Source organism: Shewanella dokdonensis (genome assembly GCF_018394335.1).
GTDB lineage: Bacteria > Pseudomonadota > Gammaproteobacteria > Enterobacterales > Shewanellaceae > Shewanella > Shewanella dokdonensis.
Genome location: NZ_CP074572.1, coordinates 3,134,053 through 3,156,580, shown reverse-complemented (window position 1 = coordinate 3,156,580; position 22,528 = coordinate 3,134,053). Strand labels below are relative to the sequence as shown.

Annotated in this window: 24 protein-coding genes and 2 pseudogenes; 4 read left to right on the top strand and 22 right to left on the bottom strand. The window is 49.2% G+C overall.

Annotation, left to right across the window (positions count from 1 at the left end; genetic code table 11):
* Window positions 1–216 precede the first annotated feature (216 nt).
* From tyrA to ffh, 7 genes are all read right to left on the bottom strand, one after another.
* Entirely contained in the window at window positions 217–1,356 is a 1,140-nt protein-coding gene (gene tyrA / locus KHX94_RS15225) for a bifunctional chorismate mutase/prephenate dehydrogenase (protein ID WP_213681279.1), read from the bottom strand.
* Between the two features lie 13 nt (window positions 1,357–1,369).
* Window positions 1,370–2,476 (bottom strand): 3-deoxy-7-phosphoheptulonate synthase, encoded by a 1,107-nt coding sequence (locus tag KHX94_RS15220; RefSeq protein WP_213681278.1) that lies wholly within the window; start codon window positions 2,474–2,476, stop codon window positions 1,370–1,372.
* 190 nt (window positions 2,477–2,666) lie between these two features.
* The gene (gene rplS, locus KHX94_RS15215; protein WP_213681277.1) at window positions 2,667–3,020 is read right to left on the bottom strand and encodes a 50S ribosomal protein L19; all 354 of its coding nucleotides are present in this window, start codon (window positions 3,018–3,020) and stop codon (window positions 2,667–2,669) included.
* 39 nt (window positions 3,021–3,059) lie between these two features.
* On the bottom strand, window positions 3,060–3,797 hold the full coding sequence (gene trmD / locus KHX94_RS15210) for a tRNA (guanosine(37)-N1)-methyltransferase TrmD (protein WP_213681276.1): 738 nt from the start codon (window positions 3,795–3,797) through the stop codon (window positions 3,060–3,062).
* A gap of 16 nt (window positions 3,798–3,813) precedes the next feature.
* Window positions 3,814–4,344 (bottom strand): ribosome maturation factor RimM, encoded by a 531-nt coding sequence (rimM, locus tag KHX94_RS15205; protein WP_213681275.1) that lies wholly within the window; start codon window positions 4,342–4,344, stop codon window positions 3,814–3,816.
* Between the two features lie 21 nt (window positions 4,345–4,365).
* The gene (rpsP, locus tag KHX94_RS15200) at window positions 4,366–4,614 is read right to left on the bottom strand and encodes a 30S ribosomal protein S16 (RefSeq protein WP_212593984.1); all 249 of its coding nucleotides are present in this window, start codon (window positions 4,612–4,614) and stop codon (window positions 4,366–4,368) included.
* A gap of 167 nt (window positions 4,615–4,781) precedes the next feature.
* On the bottom strand, window positions 4,782–6,155 hold the full coding sequence (ffh, locus tag KHX94_RS15195) for a signal recognition particle protein (protein ID WP_213681274.1): 1,374 nt from the start codon (window positions 6,153–6,155) through the stop codon (window positions 4,782–4,784).
* Window positions 6,156–6,425: 270 nt separating this feature from the next.
* On the opposite strand from ffh, the gene KHX94_RS15190 reads away from it, so the two are divergent.
* Complete coding sequence (locus KHX94_RS15190; RefSeq protein WP_213681273.1) at window positions 6,426–7,214, top strand: cytochrome C assembly family protein; 789 nt, start codon at window positions 6,426–6,428, stop codon at window positions 7,212–7,214.
* A 100-nt stretch (window positions 7,215–7,314) separates the two neighbouring features.
* Complete coding sequence (locus KHX94_RS15185) at window positions 7,315–8,583, top strand: HlyC/CorC family transporter (RefSeq protein ID WP_213681272.1); 1,269 nt, start codon at window positions 7,315–7,317, stop codon at window positions 8,581–8,583.
* A gap of 55 nt (window positions 8,584–8,638) precedes the next feature.
* Here the strand turns inward: KHX94_RS15185 and KHX94_RS15180 are convergent, their stop codons facing one another.
* Window positions 8,639–9,175 carry an Mpo1 family 2-hydroxy fatty acid dioxygenase gene (locus KHX94_RS15180; RefSeq protein WP_213681271.1) on the bottom strand — a complete coding sequence of 179 codons (537 nt, stop codon included), beginning with the start codon at window positions 9,173–9,175 and terminating at the stop codon, window positions 8,639–8,641.
* A 155-nt stretch (window positions 9,176–9,330) separates the two neighbouring features.
* Between KHX94_RS15180 and KHX94_RS15175 the strand changes: the two genes are divergently transcribed.
* Window positions 9,331–9,933, top strand: a complete 603-nt coding sequence (locus KHX94_RS15175; protein ID WP_213681270.1) for a nucleoside deaminase — start codon at window positions 9,331–9,333, stop codon at window positions 9,931–9,933.
* Window positions 9,934–9,973: 40 nt separating this feature from the next.
* On the opposite strand, the gene acpS is transcribed toward KHX94_RS15175, so the two are convergent.
* The 11 genes and pseudogenes from acpS to rpoE all read right to left on the bottom strand — a co-directional run bounded on the left by acpS (window position 9,974) and on the right by rpoE (window position 19,085).
* The gene (acpS, locus tag KHX94_RS15170; protein ID WP_213681269.1) at window positions 9,974–10,351 is read right to left on the bottom strand and encodes a holo-ACP synthase; all 378 of its coding nucleotides are present in this window, start codon (window positions 10,349–10,351) and stop codon (window positions 9,974–9,976) included.
* Window positions 10,351–11,088, bottom strand: coding sequence for a pyridoxine 5'-phosphate synthase (pdxJ, locus tag KHX94_RS15165; protein WP_213681268.1), 738 nt, complete (start codon window positions 11,086–11,088; stop codon window positions 10,351–10,353). The genes acpS and pdxJ overlap by 1 nt, the downstream gene beginning before the upstream one ends.
* Window positions 11,089–11,131: 43 nt before the next feature.
* Window positions 11,132–11,812: a DNA repair protein RecO gene (gene recO / locus KHX94_RS15160; RefSeq protein ID WP_213681267.1), complete on the bottom strand. Its 681-nt coding sequence runs from the start codon at window positions 11,810–11,812 to the stop codon at window positions 11,132–11,134.
* Window positions 11,813–11,818: 6 nt separating this feature from the next.
* Window positions 11,819–12,805 (bottom strand): GTPase Era, encoded by a 987-nt coding sequence (gene era, locus KHX94_RS15155; protein WP_213681266.1) that lies wholly within the window; start codon window positions 12,803–12,805, stop codon window positions 11,819–11,821.
* Window positions 12,798–13,481, bottom strand: coding sequence for a ribonuclease III (gene rnc / locus KHX94_RS15150; RefSeq protein ID WP_213681265.1), 684 nt, complete (start codon window positions 13,479–13,481; stop codon window positions 12,798–12,800). Before rnc ends, era begins: the two co-directional genes overlap by 8 nt.
* Window positions 13,468–14,389: pseudogene (gene lepB / locus KHX94_RS15145) on the bottom strand (signal peptidase I). Before lepB ends, rnc begins: the two are co-directional and overlap by 14 nt.
* A gap of 147 nt (window positions 14,390–14,536) precedes the next feature.
* Complete coding sequence (gene lepA, locus KHX94_RS15140; RefSeq protein WP_213681264.1) at window positions 14,537–16,327, bottom strand: translation elongation factor 4; 1,791 nt, start codon at window positions 16,325–16,327, stop codon at window positions 14,537–14,539.
* A gap of 108 nt (window positions 16,328–16,435) precedes the next feature.
* Entirely contained in the window at window positions 16,436–16,927 is a 492-nt protein-coding gene (locus tag KHX94_RS15135) for a SoxR reducing system RseC family protein (protein WP_213681263.1), read from the bottom strand.
* 10 nt (window positions 16,928–16,937) lie between these two features.
* Entirely contained in the window at window positions 16,938–17,870 is a 933-nt protein-coding gene (locus KHX94_RS15130; RefSeq protein ID WP_213681262.1) for a MucB/RseB C-terminal domain-containing protein, read from the bottom strand.
* Between the two features lie 9 nt (window positions 17,871–17,879).
* Complete coding sequence (locus tag KHX94_RS15125; protein ID WP_213681261.1) at window positions 17,880–18,479, bottom strand: sigma-E factor negative regulatory protein; 600 nt, start codon at window positions 18,477–18,479, stop codon at window positions 17,880–17,882.
* A 27-nt stretch (window positions 18,480–18,506) separates the two neighbouring features.
* Entirely contained in the window at window positions 18,507–19,085 is a 579-nt protein-coding gene (rpoE, locus tag KHX94_RS15120) for an RNA polymerase sigma factor RpoE (RefSeq protein WP_133038041.1), read from the bottom strand.
* 202 nt (window positions 19,086–19,287) lie between these two features.
* Between rpoE and nadB the strand changes: the two genes are divergently transcribed.
* Entirely contained in the window at window positions 19,288–20,898 is a 1,611-nt protein-coding gene (gene nadB / locus KHX94_RS15115; protein ID WP_213681260.1) for an L-aspartate oxidase, read from the top strand.
* Here the strand turns inward: nadB and KHX94_RS15110 are convergent.
* The 3 genes and pseudogenes from KHX94_RS15110 to nhaR form a co-directional block, all read right to left on the bottom strand.
* Window positions 20,886–21,305, bottom strand: coding sequence for a protein YgfX (locus KHX94_RS15110; protein ID WP_213681259.1), 420 nt, complete (start codon window positions 21,303–21,305; stop codon window positions 20,886–20,888). The genes nadB and KHX94_RS15110 overlap by 13 nt on opposite strands.
* Window positions 21,292–21,531, bottom strand: coding sequence for an FAD assembly factor SdhE (locus KHX94_RS15105; protein WP_213683469.1), 240 nt, complete (start codon window positions 21,529–21,531; stop codon window positions 21,292–21,294). Before KHX94_RS15105 ends, KHX94_RS15110 begins: the two co-directional genes overlap by 14 nt.
* 77 nt (window positions 21,532–21,608) lie before the next feature.
* Window positions 21,609–22,513: pseudogene (gene nhaR, locus KHX94_RS15100) on the bottom strand (transcriptional activator NhaR).
* Between the last annotated feature and the right edge of the window lie 15 nt (window positions 22,514–22,528).

The following is a 22,528-nucleotide window of genomic DNA, read 5'->3' as shown; positions in this document are numbered from 1 at the left end:
ATGTATTTATTTTACATGTTTTAATTTAGTGTACTGAACTCAGCCATCAGGCCAACAAAAGCTTTGTAAAAGGGAGAGGCAGATCACTTTACTTTTTCAACCACCCTCGATAAAAAAGTAATTAAGATTATGAAATTAAATAAAAAAATGTCCTTAATATCGGAATATTAAGGACAACTAAAGAACCAGGAAGGTTGGAAGAAATAAATTGTTTGTTCAGTGACTCTTCATATCGTTAACAGATTGCAGCATCGCTCGGCTCTCATGCTGAAACTGTGGTGCCAGATCGCCAAACCATTGGGCGACTTCGCGGAAACGTCGAATGAATTCATCGCGATTGCCGGACTCCAGTACCGTGAGTGCCTCAGCATAATTTGCCAGATAATCCGAGATGGCTTTGAGACTGTCTTTTTGCGCAAAGATAATGTCGGCATACAGCTCTGGACTCTGGGCAAACAACCGCCCGACCATAGCGAGTTCCAGCCGATAAATAGGCGAACTGAACTGCAACAGGCTCTGCATATCTGCCTGTTCCCGACATAGATTGAGGCCATAAACAAAAGTGGAGAAATGGCGCATCGCCTGTACCAGTTGCATCGCCTTGTCGTGTTTTATCGCTTCGGCTTCAACCAACCTGGCACCCCAGATTTTTATCTGTTCCAGCAACCAGTCATAGGCCGGCGCTTCCCGGCCATGGCACACTACCACCACCTGTTTGGCAAAACTGCCGACATCTGGACCAAACATGGGATGCAGTCCCACCACTGGCCCCCGGTGCGTCTCTAACATAGCCGTCATCGGTGCGGTTTTAATTGAAGTTAAATCAGCCAGAATGCAGGTCGCCGGCAATTGCGCCAGCTTCTCGCGAATAAGCTCGCAGGTGACGGCAATTGGCACTGTGACCAACACCAGTCCAGCCCCCACAAACATGGTGCTAGCCCGATGCCAATCGTCTTTATCTAACAGATGCACTTCATAGCCAGATAAGCTGAACATTTGGGCAAACAGTTGCCCTAACTGCCCCTTACCACCCACAATGACAATTTTGCCAAGATCTTCTTTAACTTGCTTAAATCCAACGTCTTTTTCATTGAGATAGGATTCGCGCATCAAACGCCGCAGCACATCTTCAATCAGTTGTGGCTGGATCCCCATGGTTTCAGCTTCTGCCCGGCGTTTAGCCAGCATGGCAGCTTCACGTTCCGGGGCATATATTGGCAAGCCAGCACTGTGCTTAACCGCCCCCACCTGCGCCACTAAATCTAGCCGTTTGCGTAGCAACAACAACAGTTGCTGATCCACACCATCAATAAGATCCCGGAGTTTTTCTAACTCGGCGGTGGTCTTCTCATTCATATCAAATCTTCCATCAGGCATTGGCAGCTCTGAGCATATCAAATCGGCCCGGCAGGATCGAAGCCAGTTGTGCTGCGCCCTGACATAACAATGACTCAGTTGCCGCCCAATCAATGCAGGCATCGGTCACGGAAACACCGTATTGCAGTTCAGCCAATGGCTTGTCACATTGCTGATTACCTTCAAACAGATGGCTTTCCAGCATGACGCCGATAATCGATTTATTGCCGTCAGTGATTTGCTGGAAAATATCCCGGCACACCAGCGGTTGACGTCGATGATCTTTACTGGAATTGCCATGACTGCAATCGATGATCAAACGCGCGGTCAATCCCGCTTTGTGCAAAGCCGCAGCACTTTGAGCCACACTGTCAGCGTCATAGTTGGGTTGAGCGCCACCGCGCAGGATCACGTGTCCATCGGGATTACCACGGGTTTGCAACAACGCCACTTGTCCCTGTTGGTTAATGCCCATGAACCTATGTTTACTTGCTGCTGATTTGAGCGCGTTAATGGCAACATCCAGATTGCCATCGGTGCCGTTCTTGAAACCGACGGGCATAGACAAACCTGATGCCATTTCACGATGCGTTTGCGACTCGGTGGTACGCGCACCAATCGCTGACCAGCTGATAAGTTCCGAAATATATTGTGGACTGATAGGATCCAGCGCTTCGGTTGCTACTGGCAGTTCCAACTCAGCCAAAAACAGCATCAACTCGCGAGCCTGGCGCAGACCTTTTTCCAAATCAAAAGACTCGTCCATGTCTGGGTCGTTGATCATGCCTTTCCAGCCCACTGTGGTACGCGGTTTTTCGAAGTACACCCTCATCAAAATGTAAAACTGATCCTGGAGTTCATCCCTTAATTTTTTGAGTTTTAACGCATATTCTTTCGCTGAGGCGAGATCATGGATAGAACAAGGCCCGGTAATCACCAGTAACCGACTGTCACGTTTATGGACAATATCGGCAACCGTCTTGCGGGCATTGAGGATGAACTGATGGGCCTTTTCTGAAAGCGGTAATTCCTGCTTCAGTTGTTCAGGAGTAAACAACACTTTTTCAGCATGGATCCGCACATTTTCCAGCGGATTGACTTGTACTAATTGCTCTGACACTGACTTCACCTAAGATCATTTATTCACAACGATAACTGTACCGCTGTAACGTTACACCATTACAATGACTGTCAGTTTGCCCGGTTCCAATTAAAGGATCAAGCTTTGTTTTTAATTTCCGCCAATAAAACAAAAACCCGCCATATAGGCGGGCTTCTGTGCGAACACTTGCGTTAACGGGGTAACTGGCTTATTTAGTGGCCAGTTTTTCACGGATACGTGCAGCTTTACCTGACAGATCACGCAGGTAGTACAGCTTAGCACGACGCACGCGACCACGGCGTTTAACTTCGATGCTGGCAACCAGAGGGCTGTGAGTCTGGAACACACGTTCAACGCCTTCACCGTTAGAGATCTTACGCACAGTGAATGCTGAGTGCAGGCCACGGTTACGCTTAGCGATAACCAAACCTTCGAACGCCTGCAAACGTTCTTTGTCACCTTCTTTAACACGTACCTGAACGACTACGGTATCACCGGCGCCAAAAGCTGGTACGTCTTGTTTCATTTGCTCATCGTTGAGCATTTTGATGATTTTGTTCATTTGTATCTCCGTTCTAGAATTAACTGAGCTTGACCACGCTTAGTCCATTTGCTCAACGAACTGCGCTAACAGAGTCTTTTGTTCGTCAGTCAGAGCTAGAGTTTCAAACAATTCCGGTCGTCGCTTAAGAGTTCTAATAAGACTCTGCTGCAAACGCCAGCGTCTAATTTGTTCGTGGTTGCCACTGAGCAACACTGTCGGAACATCATAACCTTCCAGCACTTCTGGCCGGGTGAAATGAGGACAATCGAGCAATCCGTCAGAGAAGGAGTCCTGCTCTGCCGAGGCTTGTTTTCCCAGCACACCGGGCACTAACCTAGAAACCGCATCGATTAAGGTCATAGCAGGTAACTCACCGCCCGAAAGCACGTAGTCTCCGACTGACCATTCCTCGTCAACTTCTGTTTTGATGATGCGCTCATCGATACCTTCGTAGCGACCACACACCAAAATCAATTTAGAAGCCTGAGCCAACTCAGCGACGCCTTGCTGTGTCAGTTTGCGTCCCTGAGGTGACAGATATATCACCTTAGCACCTTCGCCCGCTGCTGCCTTGGCGGCATGAATAGCTTCACGAAGTGGCTGTACCATCATCAACATTCCGGGGCCACCGCCATAAGGACGGTCATCCACAGTGTTGTGGCGGTCATACGTAAAATCACGAGGATTCCACGTGTTGAGTTCCAACAGGCCGTTTCTAACGGCGCGACCCGTAACACCAAAATCGGTTACTGCTCGAAACATCTCCGGGAACAGGGTGATGACCCCTAACCACATAAGCTGTTTCCTCGATTTAAAAGTCCGGATCCCAATCCACGGTTATCTGTTTTGCCGTCAGGTCCACCTGTTTGATGAACTGTTCGGTGACAAAGGGAACCATACGTTCCTCTTTGCCAAAGGCATCTTTGGCATTGGCCTTGATCAACAACACATCGTTGGATCCTGTTTCCACGATCTGATCAACTATGCCCATGTTGTAGCCTTGAGTGTTTATCACTTCACAGCCGATAAGATCACGCCAGTAGAATTCATCTTCCGGCAGCGACTTCATCTGCTGCGGCAGAATGCCGATGTCACAGTTAGTAAGCATCTGCGCCTGCTCGCGGGTTTCCACACCTTCCAGTAATGCAATCACTGTATTGCCATGAAAACGCCAGCGGTCAATCTTCACTTCACGCCATTCACCCTGTTGCTGGATCAGCCAGGGAGAATATTCAAAAATACCTTCAACAGCATCGGTATAGGCGGTGATTCTCAGCCAACCTTTTACACCATAACTGGAGCCAATTTTGCCCAGCACGACTGGTTCGGGGTTACTGCTCATCAATCTATACCTTTATTATGATCAAGCTGCTTTAGTTGCGTCTTTGATCAGTTTTGCAACACGTTCGCTAGTAGCTGCACCGTTAGCCAGCCAATGCTGAACACGGTCCATATCCAGACGCAGTGCTTCTTCCTGGCCACGAGCCAGTGGGTTGAAGAAGCCAACACGCTCGATGAAACGACCGTTGCGTGCGTTGCGGCTGTCTGCCACTACGATGTTGTAGAATGGACGCTTCTTAGCGCCACCACGAGATAAACGAATGGTAACCATGCGTTCTAGTTCCTCTGTTTGATTTGCTTGCCAGCAAAATAAAAACTGGAACCCTGTGTTCGCCAAGAGTCCCAGCATAGAAAGCCGGGGAATTTTACCTGACTTTTAGCCAATTGCAACCGCATCAAGCCAAAATAACCCCGTCAAAACCGTTATCCGCTGCGTGTTTAGCGCCCGGGAAAACGCATTCCTGGTGGCACCATTCCACCCAGGCCGCGCATCATCTTGCTGATGCCACCTTTACCCGACATTTTCTTCATCATTTTCTGCATTTGGGTAAACTGTTTCAGCAGGCGGTTAACATCTTGGATTTGGGTGCCGGAACCCACGGCAATACGGCGTTTGCGTGAGCCTTTGATAATATCGGGGTTGCGGCGTTCGCCCGGTGTCATGGAGTTAATAATAGCTTCCATTTGCCCGGTCAGCTTACCGCCTTGCAGTTGTGCCATGGCATCTGGCGGCAATTTCCCCACTCCGGGCATCTTTTCAATCATGCTCATCATGCCGCCCATGTTTTTCATCTGCTGTAGCTGCTCGCGGAAATCCTCGAGATCAAAACCACCGCCAGATTTCACTTTCTGCGCCAGTTTCAGCGCCTTTTCTTTATCAACTCCACGCTCAACTTGTTCAATCAGCGACAGCACATCGCCCATACCCAGAATGCGTGATGCGATACGATCGGGATAGAATGGCTCTAAAGCGTCAGTCTTTTCACCAACACCTAAAAATTTAATGGGCTTGCCAGTAATATGGCGAATGGATAGTGCAGCACCGCCACGGGCATCGCCATCGACTTTGGTGAGGATCACCCCGGTAAGCGGTAAGGCATCATTAAACGCTTTAGCCGTATTGGCCGCGTCCTGCCCGGTCATCGCATCCACAACAAACAGGGTTTCAATGGGATTGATGGTCGCATGCAGCGCTTTGATCTCGTCCATCATCGCTTCATCAACATGCAGACGACCCGCGGTATCCACGATGACCACATCGATAAATTTACGTTTGGCATGTGCGATCGCGGCACTGGCGATATCAACCGGCTTTTGGCTGACATCTGACGGGAAGAATTCTACTTCGACTTCCTGAGCCAAGGTTTCCAACTGTTTGATAGCGGCGGGACGATAAACGTCGGCACTAACGACCAACACCGATTTTTTCTGGCGGGTTCGCAGGAATTTCGCCAGTTTAGCCACACTGGTGGTTTTACCTGCCCCTTGCAGACCGGCCATCATCAACACGGCTGGCGGTTGTGTTGCCAGATTCAGTGCTTCATTGGCTTCGCCCATGGCTTTTTCAAGTTCGTTCTGGACGATCTTGATAAATACCTGCCCTGGGGTCAGGCTCTTAGTGACTTCCTGACCAACAGCGCGTTCTTTAACGCTATTAACAAACTCCCGCACCACAGGCAAAGCAACGTCGGCTTCCAGCAGTGCCATACGCACTTCGCGCAGGGTATCCTTGACGTTATCTTCGGTGAGACGACCACGGCCACTGATGTTTTTCAGCGTTCGGGAAAGGCGGTCAGAAAGATTCTCAAACATGGTGTGATCTGTTCCGTTTTTCAATTTCTGCAGTTGGGGCGTATTATAACTATGTCGAGGCAAGATGCCACCAAGCAAGCTGATCGCGATAGAAGTGTTAGCTAAAGATGGAACTTCTCGCGCTAATCCACTACTAAAGGTTGCGAGCAACTTAATTTTTGTTGTCTGTGTCACTGCCCAAGCATGTATCACTCATGTTATTCTTACGGCAACAATTTCTTGCGGTTTACCGCAGTAATTTTCATCAATAAAGGAATAGGTTAACGTCTGATGGTCATTCTTCCTGCTGTTGCAATGGTGTTTTACGCCGTGGCACTGATTCTGGTGACTAGTCGCCTTTTTCACCCCGAAGGCCCGAACAGGAAACTGGTGACAATTTTTGCAGCCATTGCGGTGGTGTTGCATGCCTTTGCCCTGTATCCCGCCATTTTCACCGATAACGGCCAGAACTTCAGTTTAACCAATGTGATTTCTATGGTGTGCTGGATAATTGCACTGACGTTTACCATAGTGATGTCGCACATTAAGGTGATAGTGCTGGTGCCGGTGGTGTTTGCCTGTTCCATTATTGGCGTAGCATTGTTATGGCTGGTACCACCACAATACATTTTGCACTTTGACCAACACCCGGAAGTGCTGGTGCATGTGGTGTTATCACTGATGGCCTATAGTGCGTTGCTAATTGCGGCGCTGTACGCTGTGCAGTTAATGTTCATCCAGAACAAACTGAAAAAGAAACAACCGCTGATGGCTCATGCCATTCCACCCTTGCTGACGGTTGAGAAGCAACTGTATCACTTGGTAATCATAGGCTTGATCCTGCTCAGCTTGTCGCTGGCGACAGGGTTTATCTTTATGGATAGCATGTTCTCTAGTGGTCAGGGACACAAAGCCGTACTGTCAATCATGGCTTGGTTTGTCTATATCGCCATGTTGTGGCAGCAGTACACTGTGGGTTGCCGCATCAAAACTGCGGTGATCTACACTATTTCAGGTGCGGTGCTGTTATCACTCGCCTATTTTGGCGCCCGTGCGGTAAAAGAGCTCATCCTCAACTGATTGAAAATGACCGGTGACAGTCAATCTGTTACCGGTTTTCTTGACACCTCAAATAAATCCCAGTATTTACTAGGCTTATTATTCCTTACGGAGCCCATTTTTGGACGCTATATCGACCGGCGCGCTGCTACTGATCCTGCTAGTCCTGATCCTAATTTCAGCTTATTTCTCCGGTTCAGAAACCGCTATGATGACCCTAAACCGTTACCGACTGCGCCATCTCGCCGGCAATGGTCACAGGGGAGCCCAACGGGCCTTAAAACTGCTGGAACGCCCTGACCGCCTGATTGGTCTGATCCTGATTGGTAACAATCTGGTCAACATTCTTGCTTCTGCTGTCGCCACCGTTTTAGGTATGCGCTTGTATGGTGATGCTGGCATTGCCATCGCTACCGGGGTACTAACCTTTGTTGTACTGGTATTTGCGGAAGTGACTCCAAAAACGCTCGCCGCCCTGCGCCCTGAGCCAGTGGCATTTCCTTCCAGCATTGTGCTGAAGGGGCTGTTGTGGATCATGCTGCCGTTAGTCAAGGTGATGAACTGGATCACCTCGTTCATTTTGAAGTTGATGGGCGTGAAGTCGGTCAAGCACAGTGATGCACTGAGTCAAGAAGAACTGGCAACTGTAGTGCATGAAGCTGGAGCACTGATCCCCCGCCGCAACCGCGATATGCTGTTATCGGTGTTGGATCTGGGCAATGTCTCAGTAGAAGATATTATGGTGCCGCGTAACGAGTTATACGCCATCAACATCAACGACGATTTTAAGAGCATCAATAAACAGATTATTCAAAGTCCGCATACTCGGGTTTTGCTCTACCGCGATAATATTGACGATACTGTGGGTTTTGTACATTTGCGAGACGCCCTACGGTTACAATCCAAAGGACAATTCAGCAAATCCTCTTTGCTGCGGGCAGTAAAAGAGATCTATTACGTCCCGGAAGGCACGCCGTTAAGTGTGCAATTGGCTAATTTCCAGAAAAACAAAGAACGTATTGGACTGGTGGTTGATGAATATGGCGACATCCAAGGATTGGTGACACTGGAAGATATTCTGGAAGAGATCGTTGGCGATTTCACTACCTCCATGATCCCAACGGCCAGCGAGGAAATTACCCCGCAGCAGGATGGCACTTTCTTAATAGATGCCACCATCAATATCCGCGATTTGAACAAAGAGAAACATTGGAATTTCCCCACCGATGGCCCCAAAACCCTTAATGGGCTGATCCTAGAGTATCTGGAAGATATTCCAGAAGCCAACACCGGACTGCGACTGGCGGGTTATCCGATGGAAATCATTGAAGTAGCTGATAATATGATAAAAACAGTCAGAGTCATGCCACAGTATTATCGGCCTCAATAAGCTATCAACACATAAACAAGTAAGGCATCTTAGGATGCTTTACTTGCCATAATTTTCAATCTATCACCCGCCTAGTTTTTATCTGTTCTAGCAGTAAACGCTTGTCTCTGGCTAACGGTGTAATACAGCGCTCCAAACTGCTCGCCCAACCTAACATGAAGTAGATTTCAGCCATCAGGAAAAATGGGCCAATAAATAACTGATTGATATCATCCAGAAAAGCAGGTTTAGCTTGCTCATAATGATGGCCAATAAACTGAAAAATCCACCCCACAATAAAGACCAGCAACGCTAGCCAAACAGATGCCGCTCCCATCTGCGAAAGCCATTCGGTACTGGCAACAACAGGCACCATAAAAACGGCCATGCCAATAGCCAGGCGCCAGTGCAATAACAGGTAATACAGCATGACTGGAACCAACAACAGCACACTGCCACCGATCTCAATGCCGACAACATCTATGCGCAGCAGCGACAACAACAGAAATATCGACCAGATAATCAACGGGATCCCCACAAAGTGGGTTTTTAGATTCGTGGAGTTAAGATGGACGCTTTTGTAGTTTGCAAGCTGTTCAATTGCGGATTTCATCCATTACCTGCCCATAAATTATTCATCCTTGATATATACCATAGCGCTATTTCAGCAGCACAGCCAAAATGAGAAATGAAATAATCTGCATAAGCTTTACCGGGCTGGACTGCATGTTAAACTGGCGGGCTGAACGATAGTTAGAGGTAATAGCAATGTGTGGTTCGCATTCCCACATTTTTTCACAATCGCCCGTCGCCGCAGTCAGTATTCACCTGCCAGATTGGGTAAATGAGTGGGTTGACTGGCAACATCCGTTATTAACGGATCAGGATAAGATGGCGCTAGCATTGGCACTGGCGCAAGAAAATGTTCAACGCAAAACCGGCGGCCCATTCGCCAGTATTATCGTACACCGGCAATCAGGGCTGTTACTGAGTGTTGGCGTGAATCAGGTGGTGCCACAAAATAATTCTACACTGCATGGTGAAGTCATGGCCATTATGCTGGGAGAACAACGTTTGCAGCAATTCAGCTTGGGGCTGGCAGATGAGTATGAATTATTTACCTCTTGTGAGCCCTGTGCCATGTGTATGGGCGCCGTATTGTGGTCAGGCGTAAAACGCTTAGTGTGCGCCGCCACTGGCGATGATGCCAGAGCCATAGGTTTTGATGAAGGGCCAGTTTTTGAAGCCTCATATGACTACTTGCAACAAGCGGGTATTCAAGTACAACGCCAAGTGTTACAACCACAAGGGCAAGCCGTACTCGCTGCATATATCGCGAACGGTGGGCAACTGTATAACGGCGCAGATTGATAGTGCCACCAAAGCGCTTTGTACTCTTTGGTGGTAAACGCTAACTCAATACCACAGTGGCAACAGCGTAATGCCGCTCATCAGCAATAGACAGCAATGCAGAGGTCGCACCGAGTGATTGCAACTGCGCCAGTGCCCCGTCAGATAAACTGAGCTGCGGCGCGCCAGCGTCATTGTTGGACACCTGCAGATGCTGAAATGAAACTCCGCGCCCAATACCAGTGCCCAACGCTTTAGCCGCCGCCTCTTTGGCGGCAAAACGTTTAGCAAGGAAACGCGCGGGTTGTTTGTGAGCACTGAATTGTTGCAACTCGACAGGCGTCAGCACCCGTGCAGCCAAACGCTGCAAAGCCGCTTCTGACATATCGCTGAAGCGGCTAATCTCGACGATATCTGTGCCTAACCCCAAGATGGCCATTACTCGCCCCGGCGCCCTTCCAACATCAGTTGTTTCATATCGGCAACAGCCTTAGCCAAACCATCGATTACGGCTCGGGCAATAATGGCATGGCCGATATTCAGCTCATACAATTCGGGGATAGCGGCAATTGGCTTCACATTGTGATAATGCAAGCCATGTCCGGCATTTACCAGTAAGCCTTTACTATGGGCATAAGCCGCCATGTCTCGGATCCGCTGTAGCTCGCTTTGGGCTTCTGCGGCTGTTTTCGCGTCAGCGTAATGCCCGGTATGGATCTCAATCACGGGGGCACCTACGGCAACCGCGGCATCTATCTGCCGTTGATCAGCATCGATAAACAGCGACACGCAGATCCCGGCATCCGTTAAACGCCGCACCGCATCAGTCATCTTGTGCTGTTGTCCAGCAACATCCAAACCACCTTCAGTCGTCAGTTCTTCACGTTTTTCTGGCACCAAGCAACAATGCGGCGGTTTAATATCACAAGCAATGGTCAGCATCTCTTCCGTCACCGCCATTTCAAGGTTCATGCGTGTTTGTAGCGTCTTTGCCAGCAAGTAGATATCACGATCTTTGATATGGCGGCGATCTTCCCGCAAATGTACCGTAATACCTTCAGCGCCAGCGTGTTCGGCAACAGCTGCGGCATGCACCGGATCGGGGAAATCTGTGCCACGAGCATTACGCAGTGTAGCGATATGATCGATATTGACGCCTAACAAAATTCTTCCCATAACCTCTTCACTCCAGCTGACGATGCTGTGCCATCAGCATCCTTTATTCTTGATTCTTTGGTGCTTCTCGGTTGCGAAACAGTTGCCGACTGAGCAATGGTCGCTCACCAACGACAGGTTGTAACAGTATGCGGGTAAGCCGTTTGGCGTGTGGCCAGTCAGCTTCCTCAAGCTCTCTAACCGCAAGCGCCAGCAATACTCGCCCAGGGAACACGCCATCGCCCGGCAAAAAACCCGCTTCGGGCAACCAACGATAGAGCTGTGTGGCATCTAATGCTGACCCATTGGCATCGTGCGTCAGTGATGGCATACAGCCAAGTTCTTCCAGTAAACTCAACTCAAAAAAACGTAGTGGTGTTTGGCTAAATTCGCGCGCCAGCGTCATCAGCGTCTGATGATAAGGCACAAATAGGGATTCACCGCTTTGTATCTGCGCCAACGCTCTCACTAGCAATTCGTTGAGATAGATAGCCGAATATAACGCGTCCCCGGTCAGCGGTACTGCCGGGGACGCACTTTCAATCTGGCTCAGGCTCCGGAGTTCACCGCGCCCGGATAGTTCAAACAATAAGGGTTGAAACGGCTGCACTATGCTCTTGAGTGAACGTTTGCCACTGCCGAGTCTAGCAACGGCATCGACGCGTCCCAAGCCATCTACCAACAGCTTTAACAATACGCTGTTTTCACGGTAGGGTTTAGCATGCAGCACATATCCCCGGTACATAACAGGTTAATCGTCACCATATCCCAAACTGCGCAGAGCCCGTTCATCATCCGCCCAACCGGACTTCACTTTCACCCACACTTCGAGAAACACTTTATTGTCGAAAAGTTTTTCCATATCTAAACGGGATTCGGTGGCAATAGTGCGGATACGTTCACCGTTTTTACCAATCACCATGCGCTTTTGCCCTTCCCGCTCGACCAAGATCAAGGCGTTAATCTGGTAGACCCCGTTTTCCATCATCTTGAACTGTTCGATTTCAACCGTAGCATCATAAGGCAGTTCATCCCCCAGATAACGCATCAGTTTCTCGCGCACAATCTCTGACGCCATAAACCGCTGGGAACGGTCGGTAATATAGTCTTCGGGGAAAAAGTGTACGCTTTCAGGCAAACTCTGGCGCGCCAGCGACATCAACTTGCCAACATTGGTACCTGACTTGGCAGAAATAGGCACTATGTCATCAAACGGGAATTTTTGTGCCAGTTCCTGCAAATGCGGGAACAGCGCTTCTTTGTCTTTAATGTGATCGACTTTGTTAACGGCCAGAATGGTTTTGCGCTCATTGGCACCACGCCGCAGTTTGTTCAGCACCATGTCATCATCGGCCGTCCAACTCAAACCATCGACGACAAAGATCACCATGCACACATCGGCAATCGAGCTAGCCGCCGCACGGTTCATCAAGCGGTTGATAGCCCGTTTCTCTTCCATATGCAGCCCAGGGGTATCGATAAACACCACCTGCGAATCGCCGTCGGTATAGATCCCCATAATCCGATGCCGCGTGGTTTGTGGTTTACGGGAAGTGATACTGACCTTCTGCCCCAGCAGCCGATTCAATAATGTTGATTTACCCACATTGGGACGGCCCACAATCGCCACCATACCGCAGTAGGTTTTGTCATAGTGCTGCGCCTGAGGCTGATTTAACTTGGCCAGTAAATCATCCAGACTCGGTTCCTGCGGTGGCATCTGTGGGGTTTTACTCATGTTTTATCAACTCCAGCACTTGTGCGGCAGCTTGTTGCTCAGCCTTGCGCCGTGAACTGCCCGTTCCGGTAACGACAGCAGCCAACTCAGCCACCCGACACTCCACGGTAAAGGTCTGATCGTGAGCTTCACCCTCAACCTTCAGCACCTGATATTCCGGTAACGGTTTTTTGTGGCCTTGCAACAATTCCTGCAACTGGGTTTTGGCATCCTTCTGCCCTTCGCCAGGTTTAATCATCTGTAAGCGCTGTTCGTACCAGTGCAGCAATAATCCTCGCACGACTTCGAGGTCTGAATCCAGATAGATGGCACCAATAATCGCCTCAACCGCGTCTGCCAGAATGGATTCGCGTCGGAAACCACCGCTTTTCAGTTCACCTGGCCCTAAGGTCAAATAATCGCCCAATTTGAACTCTTTCGCCATTTTGGCCAGCGTATCACCACGTACTAATGTGGCGCGCATACGGCTGAGATCACCTTCGGTTACTTTTGGAAACTGATGAAACAGCTTATCGGAAATAATCACGGACAGAATAGAATCACCTAAAAACTCTAGCCGTTCATTGTGCTTATTGGCAGCACTGCGATGTGTCAGTGCCTGCTCCAATAACGCCAGATCTTTAAATTCATAGCCAAGTGTCCGACATAACCTTGGAAGATTCTTAATAGGTTCCATCAATGTAACCCCCAACACGGTTGAAACGCACACCGGTCGGGATCCAGCTTGGCAAAAAGTCATCTGGTTTACGATCGAATTCAAAACTGATCCAGATACAAACAGCCCGGCCCACCAGATTTTTCTCAGGAACAAAGCCCCAAAAGCGGCTGTCGGTGCTGTTATCGCGATTATCGCCCATGGCAAAATATTCACCTTGAGGCACCACAAATTCACCTGCGGGCAAATCGTCCTGACGGAAGTAAAATGCCGTAGGTTCGCCGCGCGCCGGATCGATAAGAATATCATGGGTGACGTTTCCTAACAGTTCGCGGTAACGGATCTGCGGCACGCCATCAAGACTGAACTCCCCGGTTTACCTCGGCGCGGTCAACCAACCTCGGTTCAGGACACGGACTCTGCCCACGGCAGGCTTCCTGAATATACAGCTGTTTGTTGCGATAAATAATGCGGTCGCCAGGTAAACCAACGACCCGTTTGATGTAGTCAACAGCTTCATCTTTGGGATATTTGAAGACAATAATATCGCCGCGTTTTGGCTCGCCAGTGCTGATCATCTTGCTGCGAAAAACCGGATCTTTAAGACCATAGGCAAATTTCTCGACCAGAATAAAATCGCCCACCAGCAGTGTCGGCATCATGGAACCAGAGGGAATTTGGAAAGGCTCATACAGAAAAGAGCGCAAGATCATCACAAATGCGATCACCGGGAAAATCGATTTAGCGGTTTCAACAAATGCGGGTTCCTGCAGCATCTGTGCTTTAGCCGGTTCGGTCAGATCTCCCTGACCTTCGGCTAAGGCTAAACGTGCTCGGCGTTTGGGAGCCAGTAACCAAGCATCCAGCGCCCAAATAATACCAGTAACCAAAGTCACCAAAACCAGGAAAATCGAAAAGTAGGCTGCCATGGGTCAGTTATACTCCTGCCTTGAATTCAATAAATACACACTCTTCCTGTCAACTTTGGTTAGTGTACCCAGGTTAGGCATACTAACCAAAGCGCCGCAGATTGCGGCGCCAGGACAAATGCTACTATCAGCGCAACAACACTCAGATCACTCGTTGAGTTTTAATACCGCCAGGAAAGCTTCCTGAGGCACTTCAACGTTGCCCAACTGTTTCATCCGCTTTTTACCTTCTTTCTGCTTTTGCAGCAGTTTTTTCTTACGGGAAACGTCACCACCGTAACACTTGGCGGTCACATCTTTACGCAATGCTTTCACGGTTGAGCGAGCAACCACCTGACTCCCAACAGCGGCTTGAATGGCAATATCAAACATCTGCCGCGGGATCAGCTCTTTCATCTTGTCCACCAGCGCAATACCACGGTGACGAATGTTGGAGCGGTGCAGGATCATCGCCAATGCATCCACCCGGTCACCATTGATCAACACATCCAAGCGCACCATGTCCGCTGGCTGGAAATAGACAAAATTATATTCCAACGATGCATAACCACGACTGGTAGACTTCAGTTTATCAAAGAAATCCATCACCACTTCTGCCGCAGGGAGATGATAGGTCAACGCCACCTGATTACCGTGATAAACCATGTTTTTCTGCACCCCGCGTTTTTCCACACAGAGGGTGATCACATTGCCTAGGTAATCTTTTGGTACCAGAATATTAGCTTCGACAATAGGTTCGTGAATTTCTTCAATATTATTAATTGGTGGCAGCTCAGATGGGTTATCTACATAGACAGTTTCGCCATTGGTCAGCACCACTTCATACTCTACCGTTGGTGCAGTAGTGATCAGATCCAGATTATATTCACGTTCCAGACGTTCCTGGATGATCTCCATATGCAGCAGACCGAGATAACCGATACGGAAACCAAAGCCAAGGGCCGATGAGGTTTCTGGTTCAAACTGCAGTGACGCATCGTTAAGACTCAGTTTGTTTAACGCATCGCGGAAACTTTCATAGTCATCAGTCGATACGGTAAATACCCCGGCATACACTTGGGGTTTGACTTTTTTAAAGCCTGGCAATGGTTTGTCGGCGCCATTCTTGGCGTGAGTGAGGGTATCCCCCACCGGAGCGCCGTGGATCTCTTTAATACCCGCGACCACAAAACCTACTTCACCGGTTTGCAACTGATCTTTATCTGTCTGCTTGGGCGTAAAGATCCCAACCCGCTCAGCAATGTGATTTTGCCCCGTGGACATCACCTTGAACTTGTCGCCTTTCTTCAAGCTGCCGTTCTTGATACGTACCAAGGACACCACCCCGAGGTAGGAGTCAAACCAGGAGTCTATGATCAACGCCTGCAACGGTGCATCAGGATCGCCCTTAGGCGAAGGGATCTGCGCGACAATGGTTTCCAGCACTTCGTCTACGCCGACACCGGTTTTAGCCGAACAGCGCACGGCATTTTTGGCTTCGATACCGACAATATCTTCAATTTCAGCGGCAACACGCTCAGGATCGGCCTGCGGCAAATCGATTTTATTCAGCACGGGCACGACATCCAGATTCATATCCAGTGCGGTATAACAGTTTGCCAATGTCTGCGCTTCAACGCCTTGACCGGCGTCTACCACCAAGAGCGCGCCTTCACAGGCAGCCAAGGAGCGTGAAACTTCATAGGAAAAGTCCACGTGCCCGGGAGTATCAATGAAGTTGAGCTGGTAGGTTTCACCGTCTTTAGCCTTATATTCCAGCGTCACGCTCTGGGCTTTGATGGTGATCCCGCGTTCCCGCTCAAGATCCATTGAGTCCAAGACCTGTTCCGCCATTTCGCGGTCGGTCAGGCCGCCGCAAACTTGGATCAAACGGTCGGAAAGTGTGGACTTACCATGGTCAATGTGGGCAATAATCGAGAAGTTTCTGATGTGATTCATCATGCTGCAGTGACTAAGCTCTAGGTTAAATGTGTCAGTTAAAGGTGCGAAATTGTAACTGATCGCGGAGCTAATACCAATCAGAATCGGCGATGTCGCCTAGGGATATCAGGGATGACAACAGCCATTAGAGTCAACGTCTTCGGTGGTCAGCGAGCGGCCAAGATTGGCCAAGATCACCGGCTGGGCTGAAGCTTCCAGTAACCGCGCCTGACGCTTACCCAAAAACCAAGCACACAGAGCTACCAGCACGGCTAGCAACAAGCTTGTCGCATCGCTATTAACGTTGAGCACGCCCGCCAAGATATTGCCTAAAGTACCGCCCACAAACATACCGATCAGCGGTAACAAATAGACCAGTGCGGCAGCTTTCAGCACCACGCTCTCAGGTAACCCTAAGCGCAGCAAGGTACCTTTTGGGTAAGTTTCCGTCGCGGGTAATGAAAATTGCTGAAATTTACTGCTAAATGCTTTAGCAACCGCCGAGGTGCCACAACTTTCACCCTGTGAGCAATGGCTACAGGCGCTTTTCATCTCCACCTGCACAGTTACCCAACCGTCAGTGTCGGCACCAATGACTTTAGCAACCTGCTCCATCATAAGCGGATCCTCAATCGAGTCGTAATCCAGAAGCGATACGCACCAACGTCTGTGTTGGCACTTTACCCACGGCAACCACTTCCAAGTTTCCCACCCGTTCTGAGGCCATCGAGATACCATCACGAGTCATCAGCTCTTCTGGTATGGGGGCATCACCTGAGCGGGCAACGTATATCGAAATATTACTCAAGCCGTCAGTCAGTGCAATATATTCAACCGGTTCATGGGTTCCTATCAAACGGTGGTGATCTCGTACAATGACCTTGAACCCAGCAGGGAGCCAGTTAAATTGCCAGTTTTGCCCATCTTCACGCTCAGATGGACTCATCACCGGTGGCCATTCCTGTTTATAGGCTTCTTCCAGAATGGGCGCTGGCGTTTTACTTTCCACTAACTCAATAACCAGCAATTGCTCCAGCAACTGCTTGTCCTGCGACAACATGTCATAACGTAACGGCAAATAAGTGTCTGTATCGACCCACACTTGGAAGGCATAACGATATTCATCGTTCGGTACCAGACGGATCATCTGCCCGGTACGCCCAGCAATACGGGCACGGCCACCTAATACCAGGTTATATCCCTTTTCCAGTTCGGAGACATCATCGGCAAACGCCGCAGGAATAACCCCTTGAATACGGTTGGCCGTCATACTGTAAGCGGGTTGATCGTGTTCAATAAAGGTCACGGTATTACCAACACGCACAGCATTTTTGACCGGGCCGTTTAGGTGTTCAAGAAAGGCAACCTCTTTCCCTTCCACTTTGCCATGGATATAGATCAGCGGCCGAATACTATCGACCTGTAACTGGATAAGCGAAATTTTGAACTGTTTTTCGCGCAAAGCCTGACTCATATTTTCGAGCCAGGCCTTGGCAGAGAGTTGCTCCTGCGCAAACGCAGGCAGAGCAAAGGCCAGGAAAGCCAACAGGATGAGACGCAAAAGACTTCCTTATTGATTCAGCGGAACAGTAACGACCTCGTTATTGTTATCCATAACCACACCAGCATTCAATCTCTGTTGCAACATATGATCTTGGATATAACTGTTGATGCGGCGACGCTGTTCATTTAACTGCTCATTCGTGTAGCCAGGACGCTGTTGCTGAAACTCGCCTTCCTGATAACTGACAGGCGATGCGCCCCCAACCAATGGCCGAGTCATCAGCACTGGTGAAGCTGCACCATCACCGCTACCAGAATTTGAATAGTTCTGCACCCCAACAACAGCAACTAAGGCAACCGTAGCGGCAATCGCATACTGACCAAACTGCTTAAAGAAGGGGATCACATTCACGGGATGTGATACTGACTTCTGAGGCTGCTCAACTGGGGCCAAAATGGTGGGTTCCTGTTCCAGCGCTGCCGCAATACTGTCAGACAGGTCCAGTTGCAGTGTCTGCGGTAACTCGCCCCGCATGGCGTCACCAATAAGATGGTAGTTACGCCACTTATCATGAGAAGATTTATCACTGGCCAAATCTGCCAGAGCCTGAGGGCCGGCTTCACCGTCCACTGCAGCGGAAACCCACTCCTGACCTAATTTATCCATTACTCAACTCACCTGTTAGTTTAAGGGTCATCTTTCCAGCAACGGCTGGAGCTTTTTGTCGATGGCTTCACGAGCCCGGAAAATCCGCGATCTCACCGTACCGACCGGACAATCCATCACGTTCGCAATATCCTCATAACTCATACCATCGAGTTCCCGCAGAGAAATTGCCATCTTCAATTCTTCAGGTAGCGATTCCAATGTCTCGAATACGACCTTTTTGATCTCATCCGACAACATCAGCCGTTCCGGAGACGCAAACTCCTTTAACGCATCACTGCCATCATAATATTCTGCTTCATCGGCATCGACATCATTGGCTGGCGCTCTACGCCCTTGCGATACCAGATGATTCTTCGCCGTATTCACTGCTATGCGGTACAACCAAGTATAAAACGCACTTTCACCGCGGAAATTCGGTAACGCTCGATAGGCTTTAATAAAAGCTTCTTGCGCTACGTCTGCTACATCGGCCTGATTTCTCACATAGCGGGAAATCAGATTTATCACTTTCCCTTGGTACTTCTGCACCAAAAGGTTAAATGCGTTTTTATCGCCCCGTTGTACGCGCTCAACTAATTGTTGATCACTAGTCTGTCCACTCATCCGAGCCGACTTCTCCCAACTCTTATAATGCTGATTTTTAAGTCGCTCGAATCATATTCACGTATGTAGACCAGCGCCTTTATGAAAAGTTCTTAATGAAATTTTAAAATTTCACCATAAATGTGTTTTGGGTCAAAATTTATACCCAACATAGTGCAGTTGGTTTAGGATAAGCCCTCTACCAATCGGCCCATGATACCCTATGAAACAAGCAGTTGAACACCAAGCCGACATACTGATTATCGGCAGTGGTGCCGCAGGTCTGACATTGGCACTACATCTGGCCGCGCATAGCAATATTATCGTACTGTCTAAGGGCGCGCTCAGCGAAGGCTCAACCTATTATGCTCAGGGCGGCATTGCCTCTGTTTTCGATGCAGAGGATACCATAGAATCCCATGTCGCTGACACGCTGGTTGCCGGGGCGGGTCTTTGTGATGAAACCGCCGTCACCTTTACCGCCAAAAATGCCAAAGCGGCCATGAAATGGCTTATCGAATGCGGAGTTGCTTTTGATAAGGATGAGCTACCGGATGGCAGCATTGATGAATCCAGTTATCACCTGACCCGAGAAGGCGGTCATAGCCACCGCCGCATACTGCATGCCGCAGATGCGACGGGCAAAGAGGTGCAGACCACATTACAGCAGCAAGTGCTGGCGCATCCCAATATCACAGTGTTAGAGCGTTATAACGCGGTTGATCTGATCACCACCAGAAAACTCGGTCGGCCAGGGAATAGAGTGCTAGGCGCGTATGTCTGGAACCGCGCCCAGGAACAGGTGGAAACCATCAAAGCCCGCTTTGTTGCACTGGCAACCGGTGGCAGTTCCAAAGTATATCAATATACGTCTAATCCAGATGTGTCATCGGGTGATGGTATTGCCATGGCTTGGCGCGCCGGTTGCCGGGTTGCCAACATGGAATTCAATCAGTTTCATCCCACCTGTCTCTATCATGCCGAAGCCCGTAACTTTCTGCTGACCGAAGCACTTCGCGGCGAAGGCGCATTACTGAAACGGCCTGATGGCAGCCGATTTATGCCGGAATATGACGAACGCGCCGAACTGGCACCGCGAGATATTGTTGCTAGAGCTATCGACCATGAGATGAAAAAACTTGGGGCCGACTGTGTATTTCTGGATATTTCCCATAAAGCGCCAGAATTCATTATCAAACACTTCCCAACGATTTACCGCCGTTGCCTAGAACTGTCGATTGATATTACCAAGCAAGCGATACCCGTGGTGCCAGCTGCGCATTATACCTGTGGCGGCGTGATGACAGACTTGCACGGACAGACCGACCTCAACGGTTTGTACGCTATTGGCGAGGTAGCCTATACCGGTTTGCATGGTGCCAACCGTCTAGCATCAAATTCGCTGTTGGAATGTCTGGTGTTTGCCCGCGCAGCGGCCAGCGATATCGTCAGTCAACTGCATAAATTACAGCAGCCGGGCAGCATTCCTACGTGGGATGAAAGCCAGGTGTCTAATTCAGATGAAGAGGTCGTCATTGCCCATAACTGGCATGAACTCAGATTATTTATGTGGGACTATGTGGGCATTGTCCGCTCCGACAAACGTTTACAACGTGCGTTACGGCGCGTCTCAATGTTACAACAGGAAATTGAAGAGTATTACAGCAACTTCCGTGTCAGCAATAATCTGCTGGAGCTGCGTAATCTGGTACAGGTAGCTGAGTTGATCATTCGTTGTGCCATCAACCGTAAAGAGAGTCGCGGCTTACATTACAATATCGATTATCCCAATAAATTGCCGCAGCCTAAGCCCACCATTCTTCAGCCAGAATAAGGGCTGTCACGATGAAGTAACAGACGGCACAGATGGCGATAATCTGTGTCGTCAAACATATCGCGAAACAGATATAAACGGTGAAAGCCGTCCGTCTGTATGCAACTGAAGCTCACCAACCATGGGGTTACCAGTACAGGCGCGCCGACAGTAAACATCTGCTCAGCGCCAAACTGACCCTGACCATTATCACTGAGCCAGAAGCGTATCTTCCAAGTGCGTAAACGCCATAGTTGATAGCAAAAATAACAGGCCAGAACCCCGAATAAGCCCCAGCGGATAAACGGATAATAGCGATAATCCAGCGCTGGCCAAAAGCGGAAACTCAGTAAGCAGATAACAGCCAGCACCAATAACGCGAGGTACTGGCCAAAAGAGGATGTAACGGTAAAGCTATGGTGCCGCACGCCCACGAACCTTGGCAACCATGTCCGCTAACAACGGATCGGGACATTTCTCGTGCCCCATAAACCAAGCAAATAGCTGAGGGTCTTCACATTCCAACAAACGTACAAAGCAAGCTTTGTCTGTATCACTCAGATCTTGATAATACTTATCAACAAACAGCTGAAACAACACATCAAGTTCTAACATACCACGACGGCACGCCCATTTTACCCGGGCAAAATTCATTAAATCAGCCACCAGTTAACTCCCCAATAATAAATGCTGCGGCAAGTTTACCGCGTGCGCCAGTGGCTGTCGAATCACTAAAGTTTCTGAAGTCGCACATCCATTCCAGAAAAAAGCTCTTCAAAATCAGTATCCAGTAAACTCTTCACCGCGGGATGCTGGATCATCCGCTCCGCAAACATCACGTGATACTCTTCACGCACATCCAGCGTAGTTCCCAGCAAGCGCACATCATGGTTGAGAATATCCTGCTGATAAATGGAAGGGGCCACAAAAATACCACGGCCAAAGTAGCCAAACGCTTTCATCATGGCGGCATCATCAAATTCACCAAGAATGGTGACATTGAGATTTTTTCATCAAACCAGCGGTACAGCTGTTGTCCTAACGACGAACGCTTGCTTGGCAATAAGATGGGCGCTTCTGCCAAACATTCTGGAAACGCCTGTTGCAGCGGCATGGCCGAAAAAACGCTACCCCACATTCGCCGAGTTTTTTGAGAGGATTTCGGGATATTTCAGCGATTCACCGGCACAATCAGACAGGATCATGTCGAGTTTATGTTCCCGCAGCCGCGCCATTAAACTCTCGTGAGTCGCCTCATAACACGCAAGCTGCATCGTGCCATCACGAGGGATCACCGACATCAACACCCGGCTGGCCAGTGTTTTAGACAATGCATCGGCAATTCCCACTTCAAACAGCAGGCTGTTATCCTTGGTGTAATTGAGCACGTCCAACATTTCATACGATAAAGTAAACATCTTGTCGGCGTAACGAAAAACCAGTTCGCCTAATTCCGTGGCTTCCAAACGCCGACCATTACGTTTGAACAAATTGCCTTTTAGCCGTTCTTCAAAAGCCCGGATCTGGCCAGTGACCGTCTGCGGCGTTAAACACAAGGTTTCAGCCGCTTTGGTCACCGACCCTTTTTCTGTACCATCCAGAAATAATACAGGTGGTTATAGTTGAGATGGGACATGCGCGACAGGTTCTC

What these genes read in the sequence shown, in the direction of transcription:
- tyrA (WP_213681279.1), bottom strand. Translation starts at nt 1,356, where the DNA reads ATGAATGAGAAGACCACCGCCGAGTTAGAAAAACTCCGGGATCTTATT.
- rplS (WP_213681277.1), bottom strand. Translation starts at nt 3,020, where the DNA reads ATGAACAAAATCATCAAAATGCTCAACGATGAGCAAATGAAACAAGAC.
- trmD (WP_213681276.1), bottom strand. Translation starts at nt 3,797, where the DNA reads ATGTGGTTAGGGGTCATCACCCTGTTCCCGGAGATGTTTCGAGCAGTA.
- rimM (WP_213681275.1), bottom strand. Translation starts at nt 4,344, where the DNA reads ATGAGCAGTAACCCCGAACCAGTCGTGCTGGGCAAAATTGGCTCCAGT.
- rpsP (WP_212593984.1), bottom strand. Translation starts at nt 4,614, where the DNA reads ATGGTTACCATTCGTTTATCTCGTGGTGGCGCTAAGAAGCGTCCATTC.
- ffh (WP_213681274.1), bottom strand. Translation starts at nt 6,155, where the DNA reads ATGTTTGAGAATCTTTCTGACCGCCTTTCCCGAACGCTGAAAAACATC.
- KHX94_RS15190 (WP_213681273.1), top strand. Translation starts at nt 6,426, where the DNA reads ATGGTCATTCTTCCTGCTGTTGCAATGGTGTTTTACGCCGTGGCACTG.
- KHX94_RS15180 (WP_213681271.1), bottom strand. Translation starts at nt 9,175, where the DNA reads ATGAAATCCGCAATTGAACAGCTTGCAAACTACAAAAGCGTCCATCTT.
- KHX94_RS15175 (WP_213681270.1), top strand. Translation starts at nt 9,331, where the DNA reads ATGTGTGGTTCGCATTCCCACATTTTTTCACAATCGCCCGTCGCCGCA.
- acpS (WP_213681269.1), bottom strand. Translation starts at nt 10,351, where the DNA reads ATGGCCATCTTGGGGTTAGGCACAGATATCGTCGAGATTAGCCGCTTC.
- pdxJ (WP_213681268.1), bottom strand. Translation starts at nt 11,088, where the DNA reads ATGGGAAGAATTTTGTTAGGCGTCAATATCGATCATATCGCTACACTG.
- recO (WP_213681267.1), bottom strand. Translation starts at nt 11,812, where the DNA reads ATGTACCGGGGATATGTGCTGCATGCTAAACCCTACCGTGAAAACAGC.
- era (WP_213681266.1), bottom strand. Translation starts at nt 12,805, where the DNA reads ATGAGTAAAACCCCACAGATGCCACCGCAGGAACCGAGTCTGGATGAT.
- rnc (WP_213681265.1), bottom strand. Translation starts at nt 13,481, where the DNA reads ATGGAACCTATTAAGAATCTTCCAAGGTTATGTCGGACACTTGGCTAT.
- lepA (WP_213681264.1), bottom strand. Translation starts at nt 16,327, where the DNA reads ATGAATCACATCAGAAACTTCTCGATTATTGCCCACATTGACCATGGT.
- KHX94_RS15135 (WP_213681263.1), bottom strand. Translation starts at nt 16,927, where the DNA reads ATGATGGAGCAGGTTGCTAAAGTCATTGGTGCCGACACTGACGGTTGG.
- KHX94_RS15125 (WP_213681261.1), bottom strand. Translation starts at nt 18,479, where the DNA reads ATGGATAAATTAGGTCAGGAGTGGGTTTCCGCTGCAGTGGACGGTGAA.
- rpoE (WP_133038041.1), bottom strand. Translation starts at nt 19,085, where the DNA reads ATGAGTGGACAGACTAGTGATCAACAATTAGTTGAGCGCGTACAACGG.
- nadB (WP_213681260.1), top strand. Translation starts at nt 19,288, where the DNA reads ATGAAACAAGCAGTTGAACACCAAGCCGACATACTGATTATCGGCAGT.
- KHX94_RS15105 (WP_213683469.1), bottom strand. Translation starts at nt 21,531, where the DNA reads ATGAATTTTGCCCGGGTAAAATGGGCGTGCCGTCGTGGTATGTTAGAA.